This window comes from Actinoallomurus iriomotensis (assembly GCF_030269445.1).
In the GTDB taxonomy this organism is placed as follows: domain Bacteria; phylum Actinomycetota; class Actinomycetes; order Streptosporangiales; family Streptosporangiaceae; genus Actinoallomurus; species Actinoallomurus iriomotensis.
This window is the reverse complement of sequence record NZ_BSTJ01000006.1, coordinates 350749-366913: the sequence shown is the minus strand read 5'-3', so window position 1 is coordinate 366913 and position 16165 is coordinate 350749. Positions and strand designations below refer to the sequence as shown.

Genomic DNA, 16165 nt, shown 5'->3' with positions numbered 1-16165 from the left:
AGATCCTGGAATGCGGCCAGTGCTTACTCGAGGTACCGCCGGGCCGTCGTGTGCCGGCCCTGCTCCAGAAGGAGGAGGGCGAGCTCCCGGCGGCCCACCGCGACTCCCCGGCGCTGGCCGATGCTCTCGAAGAGCCGGATGGAGGTGTCGAAGCGATCGGCGGCGTCGGCGTGCCGGCCCTGCGCCCGATCGACCACGCCCAGGTCCCGATGGGCGAAGGCGACGCCGACGGGGTCTCCGGCCTTGGTCAGGAGGGTGAGCGCGGCCTCGGCGTGCGCGCGGGCGGAGGGGAGGTCACCGAGCCAGTAGCCGATGTTGGCGAGCTCATGACGGACCTCCCCCTCGCCGACGAGGCTTCCCACCTCGGCATAGCGGGCCACCGAGATGTCGAAGTGGGCGCGGGCCGCCGGAAAGTCGGTTCTGCGCATGTCGAGGAGGCCGAGGTTGTGGTGCATGGCGGCCTGGCCGAACCGGTCACGCGCCGCTTCGGCCAGGCGCAGTGCTTCGGTGTGCAGCTCGGCTATCTCTCCGTAGAACCCGCGTAGCCGCTGGTAGAACTCCAGGTCGTAGACCATGCGCCAGGCCTGCGGAGAGCCGACGGCGACACACCGCCGAGCCACCGCGAGCAGGTCGGCGTGATGCCGGTCGAGCCAGGTGAGAGCGTGAAGGTCGGTTTCGTGCCGAGGTGGCGGCACGGCCGACCGCGCCGGACGGCCGCTGGACAAGCCGGTCACCGAACCCGATCGGTACAGAGTCTCGACGGCTGACGCGATCGCGGCATCGACGTAGCGGAAGAGACGTTCTTCGGTCAGGCCGCGCCTGTCGTCGCGGGTCGAGGGGTCGCCGGTGGCGGCGGCGCGGATGAGGTCGTGCATCCGGTAGCCACCGTCGGGTCCGGCCGAGATGAGGAGTCCGTGCTGGTAGAGCGTTGACAGGAGGTGCTGGGCGCGATCGGGCGGCAGGTCGGCCATGGTGGCCGCGACGGCAACGGTGATCAACGAACCCGGATAGCGCGCGACGCGGCGCAGCATCGAGCGAGCGTCCTTGCCCAGCGCGGCCAGTGACAGGCTGAACGCCACGTCCGCCTCACCGCTGCCGCCGCCGGGTGGCGGGTCGGTGATGGCCCGATGAGGATCGGCCGCCTTGAGATCGGCCATCTGGCGTACCGCGAGGGGCAGCCGGTAGCCCGCGGCGATCGCCGCGGCGGTCGGCACGTCGTCATGGCCGGCACGTCGCAGGATCCCGGCGGCGAGTTGCCGTGCCTCGGCCTCGGTGAACACGTCGAGGGTCACCGTGTCGTCCGGATCCAGGCCGATCAGTAAGTGACGGCTGGTCACGAGGACGATCGAGTCCGCCGAGGTGGGCAGGACGGGGCGTACCTGATCGGCGTTCGCGACGTCGTCCAGGACCAGGAGGATCCGGCGGTCGGCGGTGACCGACCGCCATTTGGCGCTCAGCCGAGAGACGTCGACATCCTGCGGATCCGGCGCGACGCCCAGGGCGTTGAGCAGGGTGCGGAGCACCTCCGCGGTGCCCATCCGTGACTCGGCCGGCGCGTACGTGCGTAAGCCGAGCCAGAACCGTCCGTCCGGACAACGCGCCGCGAGACGGGCGGCCGCGCGTACGGCGAGCTCGGTCTTGCCCGTGCCGCCCAGCCCGGTCACGGCCAGCAGCAGCGGGCCGGAGTCGTCCGGCGCGGCGGCGCACAGCCGGTCGAGCTCCCGCGCCCGGCCGGTGAACACCCGCGTACCCAGCGGCGGGGCCAGGTGCGGGGCGGACCCCGCTACGGGTGCGGGCGGAGGCGGGGCGACCAGTGCGCCGCTCGCCGCGATCACCGTGGTCAGCACGATGAGGCCGCCGAACAGCCACCAGTTCCAACGCGCGGTGATCAGGTTGGTGAGCGCGCCCGCCGTGACTCCGGCGACCGGGCCCAGCCAAAGGGCCACCGTCGTACGGACGTGCCGCCGTCGCCCCATGCCGTCACCCTAAAGGCGCGTTGAGCGCCCGACGCGAAGTCCTCGATACGGCCGGGGTCGAACAGGGGGCCGAAACGTCGGGTCAGATGATCGGGGGCCGGCCCAGGCGGGTCATGCGCCAGACCGTGCGCCACCTGATCGGGCGGCGGGGGCCCGCCGGTTTGCGCCAGCCCTCACGGAAGCCGCCGAACCACGGACGCAGCGACGACAGCTTGCGCTCGCGGAGGACCGTCATGCCGATCCAGACGGCCAGGTACGTCAGCGCGACCGGCCACGGGAGGTTGCGGCGGGCCAGCCACACCCGGTTGCGGGCGTTCAGCCGGTAGAACATCGCGTGGCGCGTCGGGGCGACCGCGGGGTGGAACATCACGCACTCCGCGTCGTACACGATGTGATAGCCGGCGTTCAGCGCCTGCCAGGCGAGGTCGGTCTCCTCGTGGGCGTAGAAGAAGTCCTCCGGCAGCCCGCCGGCCGCGTCGAAGACGGCACGGCGCACCGCGCACGCGCCGCCCAGGAACGTCGTCACCTCCGAGGAGCGCAGCGGGTCGCCCGCGCGCAGCCGGGGCACGTGCCGGCGCTCGCCCGGGCCGCCCTCCGGGTCGCGCACCCGGAACGACACGATGCCGAGCTTCGGGTCGGCGGTGAACCGGTCGCGCAGGTACGCGCCCAGCTCCGTCGATTCGTACCAGCCGTCGTCGTCGAGGAACAGGATCAGCTCGCCGGTGGAGGCCTCGACTCCGCGGTTGCGGCCCGCCGGGATGCCGACGTTCTCCGGGAGGCGCACGACGCGTACGGCGTCGCCCCACGAGCCGGGCACGTCCGCGCCGTTGCCGACGAGGATGATCTCGACGTCGACGCCCTTCTGGCTCAGCGCGCTGTCGACGGCCTTCTTCAGCTCCACCGGGCGGTTGCCCATGGTGAGGACGACCACCGAGAGCTTCACTTGAGCCTCCGTGAGGCGACGATGCTGACGAAGTGCAGGCCCGTCTGGACCACGGCGACGATCGCGACCGCGACGGCGAGCACGCGGGTCGCGGTGAGGGTGTCCGTCACCTTGTCGACCACGGCGGCGGCCAGGATCAGCAGAGAGAGCTCGACGGCGCCGATGATCCGGTGGAGCTTCAGCAGCGACACGGCCTCGCGGGCGAGGGCCAGGCCGGTGGACTCCGGCCGCAGCGCGCGGTCGCCGGTCGCCGGGTCGGCGGTCAGGCCGGACTTGGCGCGGGCCACCACGACGTTGTCGGTCTCGGCCTTGATCAGCGCGGCGCCGAGGGCGGCGAGCAGACCGAGTTCGACGTACCCGCCGTTCTCCCAGGCGCCCTGGGCCCGTACGCCGAGGCCCGCCAGCAGCGCGACCTCGGACATGTAGTGCCCGATCCGGTCGAGGTAGACCCCGGTCACCGAGGTGCGGTTGCGGAACCGCGCGACCTCGCCGTCGGAGCAGTCGAGCAGGAGGTACGCCTGGATGAGCAACGCCCCGACGATCGCCCACACGAGGCCCGTGGTGCCGCCCGCGGAGACCGCGACGGCCGCGCCGCCGAGCACACCGCAGGCGATCATCATGTAGGTGAGCTGGTTCGGGCTGAACCCGATCCGGACGAACAACCAGGTGAAGAGGGGCGAGATGTCGCGCATGTAGAGGCGCCCCGCCCAGTGTTCCTCGTTGCGCCGGTTCTTCAGGCCGGGCGGCTGTCCGCCCGCCTTGACCTCAGCCAGCGAAGGTGCCGACATATTCACGTACCGCTTTCAACAGGGCACCTTCGTCCAGCGCGAGGTGCTCCAGAATGGTGTACCGACCCGGCCTGGTCTGGGGAGCGTACGCCACCGCCTGGGCGAACTGCTCCGCGGTCAGACCGATGTCCTTGGGAGTCCTGGGCAAGCCATGACGGTCGAGGCTCGCGACGATCTCGGTGAGGCGCTCGGCGCCCTCACCCAGGTGCGTCGCGCGCAGGTGGTAGCAGAACGCCGCGCCGAGCCCGGCCAGCTCGCCGTGGTTGGCGGTGCCGGGGAACAGGGCGTCGATGGCGTGCAGGATCTCGTGGTCGCCGCCGCTCGCCGGCCGGGACGACCCGGCGAACGACATGGCCATCCCCGACAGCACGAGCCCCTCGGCCAGCACGGTCAGGAACTCGTCCGACTCGATCGAGCGGGGCTGGTGGATGAGCGCCTCGCCGGCGGTGCGGGCCAGGGTCAGCGCCAGCCGGTCGATGGGATCGTTCTGCTCCCGGTTCGACAGGATCCAGTCGTCGACCGCCGAGAAGTTGCTCAGCACGTCGCCGATGCCGGCCCGTACGAGGCGTTCCGGCGCCGAGCGCACGTAGTCGAGGTCCACGATCATGGCGAGCGGCATCGTCACGCCGAACGACGCCTTGCCCTTGTCGTGCTCCAGCGACGCGGTGGGCGAGCAGATGCCGTCGTGGGAGAGGTTGGTCGCGACGGACACCATCGGCATGCCGGCGAGGGTCGCGGCGTATTTCGTGGCGTCGATCGTACGGCCGCCACCGATGCCGACGACGGCCTCGTACGACCCGCTCCGCAGCCGGGAGCCCAGGGCCATGGCCGCGTCGACGGACGCGCCCTCGACCTGGAACACCTCGCAGGCGTCCAGGCTCGGGCGTACGTGCTCCGCGATCTGGTCACCCTGGCCCGGGCCGACCGCGATGGCGACGCGGCCCTCGGTCGCGATGCGCCGGTCGGCGAGCAGCTCGCCGAGATGGGCGATCGCTCCCCGGCGCACGTCGATCGACAGCGGAGCGGGGAGCATCCGCGTGAGCAGGGGCATCAGTAAAGACCAGCGATCCGGCGGGCCTTCTCCAGGTCGTCGTGGTTGTCGACCTCGACCCAGTCCACGGCGCCGATCGGTGCGACCGCCACCTTTCCGCCGCGGTTCACCAGCTCCTGGTAGCCGTCCTCGTAGTAGAGGTTCGGGTCGCGCTCCCAAGTCGCCTTGAGGGCGTCGGCGAGCGGCTCGGCGGCCGCCGGCTCCAGCAGCGTCGCGCCGATGTACTCGCCGTTCGCGCCGGCCGGGTCCATCAGCTTGGTGATGCGCTCCAGGTGCCCGTCGGAGCCGAGGATGACCTTCATCTCCTCGTCGGCGAGCTTCTTCACGTCGTCGATGGCGAGCAGCACGTCGGGGCCGCGGTTCTCCAGCAGGGTGCGCTCGACGCTCACCGGGTGAACGGTGTCGCCGTTCACCATGAGCACGCCCTCCTTGAAGTGGTCGCGCGCCAGCCACATCGAGTAGGCGTTGTTCCACTCCTCGGCCTTGTCGTTGTGCACGAGGGTGATGTCGACGCCGTACCGGCGCTCCAGCCCGGCCTTGCGCTCCTCCACCGCGCCCGCCTGGTAGCCCACGACGATGACGACGTCCGTGAGCTCCACCTCCGCCAGGTTGCCGAGCGCGATGTCCAGGATCGTCGTCTCGCCGTCCACGGGCACCAACGCCTTGGGGAGCGTGTCCGTGTAGGGGCGGAGCCGGCGCCCGGCGCCGGCGGCGAGAACCATGCCGATCATCGAAGGGCCTCCTCTGCTTGCTTCGCCTCGGCCTGCTCCGCCGCGGCTTCCTCTTCTTGCTGCGCCGTGGTTCCGCCGGGGCTCTCTCCCTCGTCTTCGAGGTCGACCATCACGCCCTTGCCCGTGCCGGTGCGCGTCCAGGTGTAGACGCTCTCGATGCCGAACAGCAGGCCGAGGTAGACGGCGAGCACCGCGATGACGTACGGGAGCACACCCGCCAGCGTCGCCACGGCGGCGATGAGCAGGCGGCCGTCCCAGCCCAGACCGGCGCGGAAGACCCACTTGGCGGGCCACAGGCGCTGGCGGGTGCGGTAGACGGTGTCGTAGTGGTGGTAGGCGAGTATGCCGATGAAGGCGTAGGTCAGCGGCTTGGAGACGTCGTGCGCGAAGCAGAGCGTCGCCAGGTAGCCGTACTCGATCGCGCGCATGATCGGCGGCACGAGCCAGTCGAGACGCCCGCTGTGCGGGTGCGTCGACGCCGGACCGCACAGCAGCAGCGCGAGCACGGGTGCGAAGATCGCGGGGCTGTCCTGGCCGTTGACGCCGGCGATCAGCAGGATCGCGGTGACGATGCCGGCGACGAGCAGCGGGAGCAGCGGCGGGAGCTGCCCGCCGCTGAGCCGCCCGAGGAGGTGCGACACCGGGCCGTCGTCGCGGTACGCGACCAGCCGGTCGCCGTGGAAGGTGAACGCTTCGTTCGGAGTCGGCCGCTCCGGTGCCCCCGCCGACATGCCTCCGGGAAGCACGGTGCTCATCGGTCGCTCCCGCCCCTCACTCGCTGCGCGGCCGACCTCGTGCCTCGGCCGTCCACTCCGCTCGCTGCGGCGCGCTCGCTCCGGCTCATCGGTCGCTCACTCCTTGAAATTCACTTGTGCTGTCAGGCGTCAAGGCGGGCCGTCCTGGGCTGGGTCAGGGACCGGAGGAAGCGACCTCCGATGGTGTACAGGGCGGCGACGGCGCCCCAGGTGAGCAGCGCGATGAACGTCACCTTGGCGTTGAAGATCGCCGCGCTCAGGGCGATGAGCGCGAACCGCTCGCCGATCGGCAGCACGATGATCTTCTTGAACCAGTGGAAGGCCCGGACCTTCTCCGACCGCCCGGACAGCCACACCGCCAGGTGACCCAGGCCGCCGCCCTTGGGACGGCTCTTGGCCGGCTCGGGCTCGTCGAGCACCTTGTCGTCGGACATCTCCAGGGGCAGCACCGGGATCGGCTCCGGCGGCTTGCGCCGCTTGGAGGCGCCGAACGCGAAGTCGACCATGTGCCGGCACGTCTGCAGGGTCAGCGCGGCGACCGCGAGGTACCAGACGTCGCCGCCGTGCACCGAGCTGCCCACGGCGGCCGCGGTCGAGCCCACGGCCAGCCCGGCGAAGACGGTGTACTCCTTCGCCCGGTCGAACGTCGCGTCGAGCCAGGCGCCCAGCGTGCTGAACTGCCGGGTGTAGCGGGCCAGCTGCCCGTCCACGCAGTCGAAGACGAACGCGAAGTACAGGCACACCGCGCCGAGGAGCATGCCCCAGCGGTGGCCGGTGGCGAACCAGGCGGCGGCCACCACCGAGATCCCCATCGAGATCGCGGTGACGCCGTTGGGCGTCCAGCGGCGCTTGGCGCACCAGCGGGCGATGTAGCGCGAGTAGGTGCTGACCGCGTAGGTCGTGAAGAAGCCGTCGTTGTTCTTGACCGCCGCGCTCAGCCGCACGCGGTCCTCGTCGACGGCGTCGACGGCCTGCTGGGCCGCGCCGGCCTGCTCCTGGTCGAGGACGCGCTCGCAGACGAGTTCGCGGCTGCCGCGGGCGGTGACCTTCACGCCGGAACGGACGAGGCCGGTGACCAGCAGGGCCGGCGCGTCGTCGCCCCGGACCGGCGTGCTGGCCAGAACCGGGGGCAGCCCGGTGTTGTGCGCCTCCGCCTCCTCCGTGGCCCCGGCGTCGGTGTCGTCCGGACCGCTCCACAGGATGCGCACCGGGCTGATCTCGGTGAGGCCGTCGGGGGTGTCGACGAGTTCGGCGAACCGCTCGGCCACGGCGGCGAGGGTCCGGGTCTCCTCCTGGCCCACGCGCAGCACGCCGCGGAAGAGGGCGTTCGGGTCGGTCACCTGGTGAAAGCGGGTGCCCGCGGAGGCGATCCGGCCGCGCCGGATCTTGAGAACGGGGCGGGTGGGCGCGTCGCCGATCGGGCGTACCCGGGTGGCGGCGGCCGAGGCGGGGGCCTTGGAGTTGAACACGAGGCGGGCGAACACCTCGCGGTGCGCCACGACGTCGCCGTGCACGACCAGCATCGGCTCGGTGGCCTCGCGGGCCACGCGTGCGATCTCCCGCAGGTCCTCGGCGAGTCCCTTGGACTCGATCACTTCGCAGCCGAGGTCGCGGAGCTCGGCGGCGGTCCCGGGACGCGTGATGACACGGCGGTCGCGCACGTCGAGGGACTTGAGTTGCTCGATCAGGCGGCCGATCACAGTGCCGCCCCGGAGCGCGAGGCCGGCCGTCGGCGAGGACTCAGGCGCGACGGTCTCCGTCGCGACTACCACTGCCAACGTCATCGGCGCCCTCCGAACGTCATGTCAGGCAGTCCTTCAGGTGTGGGGGGTCATCTCCGGCGAACGCCGCGAGACACGAGCGCCGACCATATCGCGACCGTCACCTCGTCGCCGCCCTCGCGTAAACATCCGTTCGTCCGCCGGCCGGATGGATGGAGAGTCCCCATAGGTTACCGTCGCCCGCGACCGCTCCTCCGCGTGTGCGGACAGTAGAGTGCATGCCTCATGAGGCCCTTGACGACAACGGCCGTGATCTTGGCCGGTGGGACGGGCCGCAGGCTCGGTCTCGAGGCACCGAAACAGCTCGCGACGGTGGGCGGGCGTCCCATCCTGACGCGCGCGATCGCCGCGTTCGACGCCGCCCCGCAGATCGACGACATCCTCGTCGTGATGGCCCCCGGTCACCTCGCCGCCGCGGAACTGGCCGCCGGCCCGTACCCGAAGGTGACCGGCGTCATCGCGGGCGGCGCGAGCCGTACGGACTCCACGCTGAGCGCGCTGTCGGCGCTGGCGGACCGGCCGGGCGACGCGCGGGTGCTGTTCCACGACGCCGCGCGGCCGTTCGTGGACGCCCGGATCATCGCCGAGTGCGTCGCGACGCTCGAGCACGCCGATGCGGTGGCGGTGGCGGTGCCGTCATCGGACACGGTCGTCGTGGTCGAGGACGACCGCGTGGTCGAGATGCCGTCCCGCGGCAGCCTGCGGCGGTTCCAGACGCCGCAGGGCTTCCGGCTGGCCACGATCCGCACGGCGTACGAGCGTGCCCTCGCCGACCCGGAGTTCGCGGCGAACCCGCCCACCGACGACTGCGGCGTGGTGCACCGCTACCTGCCCGGCGTACCGATCGTGGTGGTGCCGGGCAGCGAGCAGAACATCAAGATCACGCACCCGGTCGACCTGATCGTCGCCGAGCAGATCACGTCTCGCGAGAACGCCCCAGGCTCGGCGGACTGAGCAGGAAGCCGAGCCCCCACGACAGGTGCATCGTCGCGTACACGAGCGGCAGGCGCAGCCACGCCGACGGCGGCAGCCCGCGCCCGGTCGGCACCGAGCCCACGATGATCGCGGCGGCGTACCCGCCCGGCAGGATCCAGGCCGGCCAGAAGCCGAACGCGCCGACCACGACGCCGGCCACGATCGCCACGACGGCGATGGGCGGCGCGAGGTAGCGGAGGTTCAGCGTGCCCTGGTGCTCGCGGCCCACGACGCGCCGCCAGCGGCCGGTGTGGAAGAACTGCTTGGCGAGCGCCCGGATGTTGGGACGGGGCCGGTACGTCACGTGCATGCGGGGTGTGAACCACACCTTGCCGCCGGTCTGGCGGATCCGGTGGTTCATCTCCCAGTCCTGCGCGCGGACGAACGTCTCGTCGTAGCCGCCGACGCGTTCGAGCGCACTGCGCCGGAACGAGCCCAGGTAGACGGTGTCCGCCTCGCCGGCGCCGCCGCCGGTGTGGAACGGCGCGTTGCCGATGCCGATCTTGGAGGTCATCGCACGCGCCACGGCCTTCTCGAACGGCGTGACGCCCTCGGCGGCCATGATGCCGCCGACGTTGTCCGCGCCGGTCTCCTCGAGCGTCTCCACCGCGGCGCGCACGTAGTCGGGCGGCATGAGCGAGTGCCCGTCGACCCGGACCACGATGGAGTACTGCGAGGCCTTGATGGCCGCGTTGAGCCCCTGCGGGGTGCGCCCGGTGGGGTTCGGGACGATGACGATCCGCGGGTCGTCGGCCGCGAGCTTCTCGGCGATCTCCTGCGTACGGTCACGAGAAGGGCCGATGGCCAGCACGAGCTCGAGCTCACCGGCATACTCCTGACTGAGGATGCCGCCGACCGCCTCGGCGAGATGCCGCTCCTCGTTGAGTACCGGCATGATCACTGACACCGCCGGCCACACGCGGTTTCCGGCAAGGGGTGTGTTAGGCGAGGGATTCATGACGGCGCCACGGTACTGTACGAACGCGAGGAACGCCGCAATGTAGGCAAGACTTCGCACCTCGGGGAGGCGTGAGCGGCATGTCTGAAGACACCGGGTCCGACCCGCAGGAGCGATACTTCCGCCCGCGACCCGGCGCTCCGGTCGACGGCGATGATACGACGCCGCCGGACGGAGTGACGGTGGGCGACGCGGAGTCCATGCACGTCAAGGTCGAACGCCGGCCGTCCCGGACGTACGCCCACGGGGCGCGACGGCACCGTCGCGGCCTCATGGCGACCGGCGCGATGTCCGCGTTCGTGCTCCTGTTCGCCGGCGGAGGCTGGGCGTTCCAGGACTATGTGCTCGGCAGCGTCCAGCGCGTGGACGCCTTCGAGGGGCTCAAGAACCGCCCCGACTCCGGGCCCGAGGGCTCGATGAACATCCTGCTCGCCGGCGTCGACCGGCGCGAGGGCCTGACCGACCAGCAGATCAACGACCTGCATCTGGGCAAGGTCGGCGGCCAGCGCTCCGACACGATGATGCTGGTGCACATCTCGTCCAAGCACGACAAGGTCACCGTGGTGAGCCTGCCGCGCGACTCGCTCGTGACCATCCCGGCGCACCGCTCCAACGGGTCGGAGGGCGCCAAGGGCGCCGAGATCGGCGAGCGGCAGGGCAAGCTCAACTGGGCCTACATGTACGGGGGCGCGCCGCTGACCGTACAGACCATCGAGCGGGCCACCGGCGTGCACGTCGACCACTACGTCGAGGTCAACTTCCTCGGCTTCCTCAAGGTCGTCAACGCCCTGGGCGGGGTCACGGTCTGCACTCCGACGGCGGTCGACGACCCCAAGAGCGGCCTGCGGCTGCCGGCCGGCAAGAGCAACGTCGACGGCACCACCGCCCTCGCGTACGCCCGCGCCCGATACACCCTGACCGGCGGCAGCGACCTGGGCCGGATCGACCGGCAGCAGCAGTTCATGTCGGCGGTCGTGCACAAGGCGCTGAGCGAGCCGGCCAAGTTCCCGCAGTTCCTCAGCGCCTCACTCGATGCGATCCGCGCCGACAAGGGCCTGTCGAAGAGCACGCTGACGGCGCTCGCCACGCAGATGAAGGGCATGAGCACCGACAGCATCGCGTTCACGACCGTGCCCCTGTCCAACCCCGACTACACGGTCTCGATCGGCGGGCAACGGCAGTCCACGGTGCTGTGGGACCAGTCGGCCGGCAACCGGCTCTTCAACGAGATCGAGGGCGACCAGCCGATCATCCAGCCGGCGAAGCCGACGCCGACCGCGTCCGCCGCTCCGAAGAACGGCCTGACGGTGCCGCCGAGCCAGATCGACGTCCGCGTCGTCAACGGCGTCGGCATCCAGGGCCTGGCCACCCGGGCCGCCCGCGACCTGCACCGGGCCGGCTTCGGCACGACCGTGGCGCCGGGCACGCAGCACGGGGCGACGGAGACGGTGATCGAGTACGGGCCGGGGCGCGAGGACTCGGCGAAGACGCTGAGAGCGGCCATCCCGGGCGCGAAGATCAGGGCGGTGTCGTCTCTGGGCTCGCGGCTGCAGCTCCTGGTCGGCCCGTCCTGGAACGGCGCGAAGCAGGTGAAGGTGGCGGCGCCGCCGAGTTCGTCGCCCTCCTCGGGCGGCCAGATCAACGCCAAGACCGCCACACAGAACCTCTGCAAGTAGCGGGAGGACCCCCGGTGGGCGGGCTTCGCCGCCAAGTCGCCGATCCCTATTCCCCCAAATGTGGCAGTTGGCTACTAGCCTGCTGACCTAACGCCCGAGCGGGCCGCGGCCACTCTGGAGGAGTAGCGATGTCCAACGGCGCTCGTCACACCTGGGGCTTCTTTGCCGGAATCGTACTCACTGCGGCCCTGGCGGCTTTGTTGATCTTCGGTACGTACCGCTTGCAGCACGGTTACGTCACCGAGTTCCACAAACAGGACAAGTGGATCGGCGGTGGCCTCATCGCGGGGGCGGCGGTCGTGTTCGCGCTCCTCGCCTCGTCGCGGCTGTCGCCGCTGGCCTCACTCATCGCCGGCCTCGTGCTCACCGCGGCCGGCGTGCTGTTCTTCGTCTCCCAGAAGACGACCGCGGATCTGATCAACCGCTTCCCGTTCAAGGAGCAGCGCGTCACCCTCGCCGGGCTGGAGGACGAGGGATTCCTCCTCTTCGCCGGCGTCGGGCTGCTGTTCGCCTCGTTCTTCCCCTCCCGCTGGCGGGCCCGCGGGAACGACGACGCGAACGACGACTACGAGTACGCCCGGCCGGACACGCGCCGCGAGCCGTACAGCGAGCACGTCGCGGGCGAGTCCTTCGGCGGACGCCACGCGGCGCGGGACGAGCAGCCCACCGCGTACGCCGAGCCGCAGAGCGGATACGACCAGGTCTACGAGCAGCCGCAGGCCGGATACGACCCGCCGCAGCACACGAGCTACGACACGCCGCTGTACGAGCCGACCCGGCAACAGCAGCAGTCCCCGTACGCCGACCGGCCCCCCTTCAGCCCGCCCGACGACGACGGCGGCACCCGCGAAATGTACCGCCCCCAGTGACATAACGGCACCTCAGGCCATACCTCGCGCGGTATTGCCGGGTTCGCGGGGCCGCCCGAGGATCGCCGCATGCACACCTACCGTTTGGACGAACCGGGAGAGATCGACGGCATCGTCCGGCACGAGGCCGGCGAGCCGGAACCCGGTCCGGCCCAGATCGTGGTCCGCGTCCACGCGGCCTCCCTCAACCGGCGCGACCTGCTCATCCTGCAGCGGCGCTACCCGCTGCCGTCCGCGCCGGGCGTGACACCGCTCAGCGACGGCGCGGGCGAGGTCGTCGCGGTCGGCTCCGCGGTGACCCGCTTCCGGCCCGGCGACCGGGTCGTCGGCGCCTACTGGCCCCGCTGGCACGACGGGCGGCTGCGGCCGGAGCTGATCGACCAGCTCGGCTGCACGCTCGACGGCATGCTCACCGAGTACGCCGTGCTGGACGAGCAGTGGGCCGTGTCCGTACCGGAGCATCTGAGCTGGGAGGAGGCGGCCACGCTGCCGTGCGCCGCGCTCACCGCGTGGACCTCCCTCGTCGGCGGCGACCCGCTGGAGCCCGGGCGGACGGTGCTCACGCTCGGCACCGGGCCGGTCGCCCTGTTCGGCCTCCAGTTCGCCAAGGCGATGGGCTGCCGGGTCGTCGCCACCACCTCCAGCGCCGCCAGGGCGGCCCGGCTGCGGGAGCTCGGCGCCGACCACGTGATCGACTACACCGCGACCCCGGAGTGGTGGCGCGCGGTGCGCGAGGCCACCGGCGGCCTGGGCGCGGACCTCGTGCTCGAGACGAACGGGCGGCCCACCATCGACCAGTCCGTACGGTCCGCCGCGCTGTACGGCCAGGTCGTGCTGCTGTCGGTGCCGCCCGTCCCGGCCGGCGCGCCCGGCGCGAACCTGGAGATCTCCGGCGACGCCTACAAGAACTCGCTCGCGACGATCCGGCGCGTCTTCGTCGGCAGCCGCGCGGACCACGAGGCGATGAACCAGGCGATCTCCGCGAACCTCCTGCGTCCGGTGATCGACCGCGTCTTCGGCTTCGCCGAGGCGCGCGAGGCCTTCGCGTACTACCGGGACGGCGCGCCGTTCGGGAAGGTGGTCATCCGGGTCGCCTAGCCCGCATCCGGCGGTAGGCCTCCAGGCCGTCGGGCACCCACTCCCACTCGGGCAGGCGGCGTTCGAGCTCCTCCTCGGTCAGGAAGGCGTGCCAGGCGACCTCCTCGGCCTGCGGCGAGACCGGCAGGTCGCACCGGACCTCATAGACGCGCGACCACCACGTGTGCCCGGCCGCGCCCTCGTACAGGAACGAGAACAGCGGGACCGGCCGGGCCAGGCCGGACACGCCCAGTTCCTCCTCGGCCTCCCGCAGCGCCGCGTCGTCGTAGGACTCGCCGGCCCCGACCACGCCGCCGACGAACATGTCGTAGCGCGAGGGGAAGATCAGCTTGCCGGGGGTGCGCCGGTGCACGAAGATCCGGTCCCGGCCGTCCCGTACGAAGACGAACGCGCACCGGTGCCGCAGGCGCCGCGCGTACGCCTCGGCCCGCGGCGCCGTGCCGATCACGTTGTCGTGCTCGTCCACGATGTCCAGGATCTCCTCGGCCGCACGCGCGGCGAGCCGCTCCACGACGCGGAACCGCTGCGTCACCACCCGTGTGCCGTCGTCGACGGTGAACTCCGGGTCGCCGAGAGCCGCCCGCATCTCCTCGCCGTGCCAGAACCTCTCGTGGGCGGCACGCCACTCCGCCACCGAGGTGTGGCCCTCGCCCTCCTCCATCACGTACGGCAGGTCGATCTCGCCGAGCGGCACGACGCGCACGTCCGTCGTCTCCACCACGGCCACCGGGCGGCCGCCGGAGTCCACGACCACGGACCGCTCCCCGGCGACGGGCAGCGGCTCCCCGAGCCGCTCGTACTCCTCGCACAGCCCGGTGGTGGCCGTCTTGACGTCGGCCAGGACGGCGGCGACGAGCCGGTCGCGCAACGGTCCCGGGAAGGCCAGTTCGAACCGGGGCAGATCCTCGTGCGACATGGCCACAGGGTAGAGGCGCCGGGCGTGGCGGACGGGAAGTCACGGGGTAAAGTCCGAGCGTGACCGAGCACACAATGCAGCCATCACAGGACGAGCCGGGCCACCCTCACCTGGCAGAACTCCGCGAGAAGGTCGAGCACGGCGGAGCGCCGAAGTACCACGACGCCAACGCCGCGAAGGGCAAGCTGTTCGCACGGGAGCGGATCCGGCTCCTCGTCGACGCCGGTTCGTTCGTCGAGGACGGTCTCTACGCCAACGCCCTCGCCGGCGACCTGCCCGCCGACGGCGTCGTCACCGGCACCGCCACGATCGGCGGCCGTCCGGTCGCGCTCATGGCCAACGACTCGACGGTCAAGGCCGGCTCCTGGGGCGCCCGGACGGTGGAGAAGATCGTCCGGATCATCGAGCGCGCCTACAAGACCCGTGTCCCCATGATCTACCTGGTCGACTCCGCCGGCGCGCGGATCACCGACCAGGTCGAGATGTTCCCCGGCCGCCGTGGGGCGGGGAAGATCTTCCACACCCAGGTGCGCGCGAGCGGCTCGATCCCGCAGGTGTGCGCGCTGTTCGGGCCGAGCGCGGCGGGCGGGGCGTACATCCCGGCCTTCTGCGACTTCGTGGCGATGGTGGACGGCAACGCCTCGATGTACCTCGGCAGCCCCCGCATGGTCGAGATGGTGGTGCGGGAGCAGACGACGCTGGAGGAGATGGGCGGGGCGAAGATGCACTGCTCGGTCTCCGGCTGCGGCCACTTCCTGGCCAAGGACGAGCCGCAGGCGCTGGAGGCCGTCCGCGGCTTCCTGTCCTACCTGCCGTCCCACTGGGAGCAGGAGCCGCCCGCGGCCGAGGCGCGCGACCCGAAGCCGGTGGACCTGCGCAAGCTCGTGCCGGCCAGCGAGCGCGTCGCCTTCGACATGCGCCGCTACGTCAGGGGCCTGCTCGACGAGGACTCCTTCTTCGAGATCCACAGCCTGTGGGCGAAGGAGCTGGTCGTGGGCTTCGGCCGGCTCGACGGCAAGGTCGTCGGCGTGGTCGCGAACAACCCGATGTTCAAGGGCGGCGTGCTGTTCGTCGACTCGGCGGACAAGGCCACCCGGTTCATCCAGCTCTGTGACGCCTTCAACGTGCCATTGCTCTTCCTGTCCGATGTGCCCGGTTTCATGGTCGGGACGGCGGTCGAGCGTCAGGGCATCATCCGGCACGGCGCCAAAATGATCACCGCCGTGTCGGAGGCCACGGTGCCCAAAATCTGCGTAGTCGTCCGAAAGGCCTATGGGGCCGGTCTGTACGCCATGGCGGGTCCGGGCTTTGACCCCGACGCCACAATTGCGTTGCCCACCGCGAAGATCGCCGTAATGGGCGCCGAGGCCGCCGTGAACGCCGTCTACTACAACAAGATCATGGCGATCGAGGACGCCCGGGAGCGCGAGGCGTACGTCGAGAAACTCCGCGCCGAGTACGAGGAGGACATCGACATCGTCCGCCTGGCAGGCGAACTCGTGGTCGACGCGATCGTCGAGCCGGAGGATCTGCGACAGGAGATCGCCGCTCGTCTCGCCGCCGCCCATGGAAAGGATCGATCGTTCTCGCACCGCCGACACGGAGTCACGCCGGTCTGAAGGTCGTTCCAATTACCCCTCATTAGCTC

General features: G+C 71.2%; 14 protein-coding genes. 5 read left to right on the top strand and 9 right to left on the bottom strand.

The genetic code is table 11. From position 1 onward, the window contains the following. Positions 1-23 precede the first annotated feature (23 nt). The 7 genes from QSK37_RS25555 to QSK37_RS25525 form a co-directional block, all read right to left on the bottom strand. Positions 24-1976 carry a tetratricopeptide repeat protein gene (locus tag QSK37_RS25555; protein ID WP_285625640.1) on the bottom strand — a complete coding sequence of 651 codons (1953 nt, stop codon included), beginning with the start codon at positions 1974-1976 and terminating at the stop codon, positions 24-26. 82 nt (positions 1977-2058) lie between these two features. Further along, a complete protein-coding gene (locus QSK37_RS25550; protein WP_285626171.1) occupies positions 2059-2892 on the bottom strand; it encodes a glycosyltransferase family 2 protein in 834 nt (277 codons plus the stop codon). A gap of 23 nt (positions 2893-2915) precedes the next feature. After that, positions 2916-3707 (bottom strand): CDP-alcohol phosphatidyltransferase family protein, encoded by a 792-nt coding sequence (locus QSK37_RS25545; RefSeq protein ID WP_285625638.1) that lies wholly within the window; start codon positions 3705-3707, stop codon positions 2916-2918. Beyond that, entirely contained in the window at positions 3685-4758 is a 1074-nt protein-coding gene (locus tag QSK37_RS25540; protein ID WP_285579244.1) for an iron-containing alcohol dehydrogenase family protein, read from the bottom strand. The genes QSK37_RS25545 and QSK37_RS25540 overlap by 23 nt, the downstream gene beginning before the upstream one ends. Next, entirely contained in the window at positions 4758-5489 is a 732-nt protein-coding gene (locus QSK37_RS25535; RefSeq protein ID WP_285579246.1) for a phosphocholine cytidylyltransferase family protein, read from the bottom strand. The genes QSK37_RS25540 and QSK37_RS25535 overlap by 1 nt, the downstream gene beginning before the upstream one ends. Then, complete coding sequence (locus tag QSK37_RS25530) at positions 5486-6244, bottom strand: DUF5941 domain-containing protein (protein WP_285625633.1); 759 nt, start codon at positions 6242-6244, stop codon at positions 5486-5488. The genes QSK37_RS25535 and QSK37_RS25530 overlap by 4 nt, the downstream gene beginning before the upstream one ends. A gap of 122 nt (positions 6245-6366) precedes the next feature. Further along, the gene (locus QSK37_RS25525; protein ID WP_285625631.1) at positions 6367-8028 is read right to left on the bottom strand and encodes a CDP-alcohol phosphatidyltransferase family protein; all 1662 of its coding nucleotides are present in this window, start codon (positions 8026-8028) and stop codon (positions 6367-6369) included. 231 nt (positions 8029-8259) lie between these two features. Between QSK37_RS25525 and ispD the strand changes: the two genes are divergently transcribed. Continuing rightward, a complete protein-coding gene (gene ispD / locus QSK37_RS25520) occupies positions 8260-8979 on the top strand; it encodes a 2-C-methyl-D-erythritol 4-phosphate cytidylyltransferase (protein WP_285625629.1) in 720 nt (239 codons plus the stop codon). Here the strand turns inward: ispD and QSK37_RS25515 are convergent. Further along, the gene (locus tag QSK37_RS25515; protein WP_490246504.1) at positions 8942-10000 is read right to left on the bottom strand and encodes a glycosyltransferase family 2 protein; all 1059 of its coding nucleotides are present in this window, start codon (positions 9998-10000) and stop codon (positions 8942-8944) included. The genes ispD and QSK37_RS25515 overlap by 38 nt on opposite strands. A gap of 38 nt (positions 10001-10038) precedes the next feature. Here QSK37_RS25515 and QSK37_RS25510 point away from each other — a divergent pair, with 38 nt between their 5' ends. The 3 genes from QSK37_RS25510 to QSK37_RS25500 all read left to right on the top strand — a co-directional run bounded on the left by QSK37_RS25510 (position 10039) and on the right by QSK37_RS25500 (position 13601). Then, positions 10039-11634, top strand: a complete 1596-nt coding sequence (locus tag QSK37_RS25510; RefSeq protein WP_285625624.1) for an LCP family protein — start codon at positions 10039-10041, stop codon at positions 11632-11634. A 128-nt stretch (positions 11635-11762) separates the two neighbouring features. Beyond that, positions 11763-12503, top strand: a complete 741-nt coding sequence (locus QSK37_RS25505) for a hypothetical protein (RefSeq protein WP_285625621.1) — start codon at positions 11763-11765, stop codon at positions 12501-12503. A 69-nt stretch (positions 12504-12572) separates the two neighbouring features. Next, the gene (locus tag QSK37_RS25500; protein WP_285625619.1) at positions 12573-13601 is read left to right on the top strand and encodes a zinc-dependent alcohol dehydrogenase family protein; all 1029 of its coding nucleotides are present in this window, start codon (positions 12573-12575) and stop codon (positions 13599-13601) included. On the opposite strand, the gene QSK37_RS25495 is transcribed toward QSK37_RS25500, so the two are convergent. Beyond that, positions 13585-14517: an NUDIX domain-containing protein gene (locus QSK37_RS25495; RefSeq protein ID WP_285625616.1), complete on the bottom strand. Its 933-nt coding sequence runs from the start codon at positions 14515-14517 to the stop codon at positions 13585-13587. The genes QSK37_RS25500 and QSK37_RS25495 overlap by 17 nt on opposite strands. A gap of 59 nt (positions 14518-14576) precedes the next feature. Between QSK37_RS25495 and QSK37_RS25490 the strand changes: the two genes are divergently transcribed. Beyond that, positions 14577-16136: an acyl-CoA carboxylase subunit beta gene (locus tag QSK37_RS25490; RefSeq protein ID WP_285625613.1), complete on the top strand. Its 1560-nt coding sequence runs from the start codon at positions 14577-14579 to the stop codon at positions 16134-16136. The last annotated feature ends 29 nt before the right edge of the window (positions 16137-16165 follow it).

Excerpts from the sequence above, each read along its gene's own strand:
- QSK37_RS25555 (WP_285625640.1), bottom strand. The coding sequence starts at position 1,976 with ATGGGGCGACGGCGGCACGTCCGTACGACGGTGGCCCTTTGGCTGGGC.
- QSK37_RS25550 (WP_285626171.1), bottom strand. The coding sequence starts at position 2,892 with ATGGGCAACCGCCCGGTGGAGCTGAAGAAGGCCGTCGACAGCGCGCTG.
- QSK37_RS25545 (WP_285625638.1), bottom strand. The coding sequence starts at position 3,707 with ATGTCGGCACCTTCGCTGGCTGAGGTCAAGGCGGGCGGACAGCCGCCC.
- QSK37_RS25540 (WP_285579244.1), bottom strand. The coding sequence starts at position 4,758 with ATGCCCCTGCTCACGCGGATGCTCCCCGCTCCGCTGTCGATCGACGTG.
- QSK37_RS25535 (WP_285579246.1), bottom strand. The coding sequence starts at position 5,489 with ATGATCGGCATGGTTCTCGCCGCCGGCGCCGGGCGCCGGCTCCGCCCC.
- QSK37_RS25530 (WP_285625633.1), bottom strand. The coding sequence starts at position 6,244 with ATGAGCACCGTGCTTCCCGGAGGCATGTCGGCGGGGGCACCGGAGCGG.
- QSK37_RS25525 (WP_285625631.1), bottom strand. The coding sequence starts at position 8,028 with ATGACGTTGGCAGTGGTAGTCGCGACGGAGACCGTCGCGCCTGAGTCC.
- QSK37_RS25510 (WP_285625624.1), top strand. The coding sequence starts at position 10,039 with ATGTCTGAAGACACCGGGTCCGACCCGCAGGAGCGATACTTCCGCCCG.
- QSK37_RS25505 (WP_285625621.1), top strand. The coding sequence starts at position 11,763 with ATGTCCAACGGCGCTCGTCACACCTGGGGCTTCTTTGCCGGAATCGTA.
- QSK37_RS25500 (WP_285625619.1), top strand. The coding sequence starts at position 12,573 with ATGCACACCTACCGTTTGGACGAACCGGGAGAGATCGACGGCATCGTC.
- QSK37_RS25495 (WP_285625616.1), bottom strand. The coding sequence starts at position 14,517 with ATGTCGCACGAGGATCTGCCCCGGTTCGAACTGGCCTTCCCGGGACCG.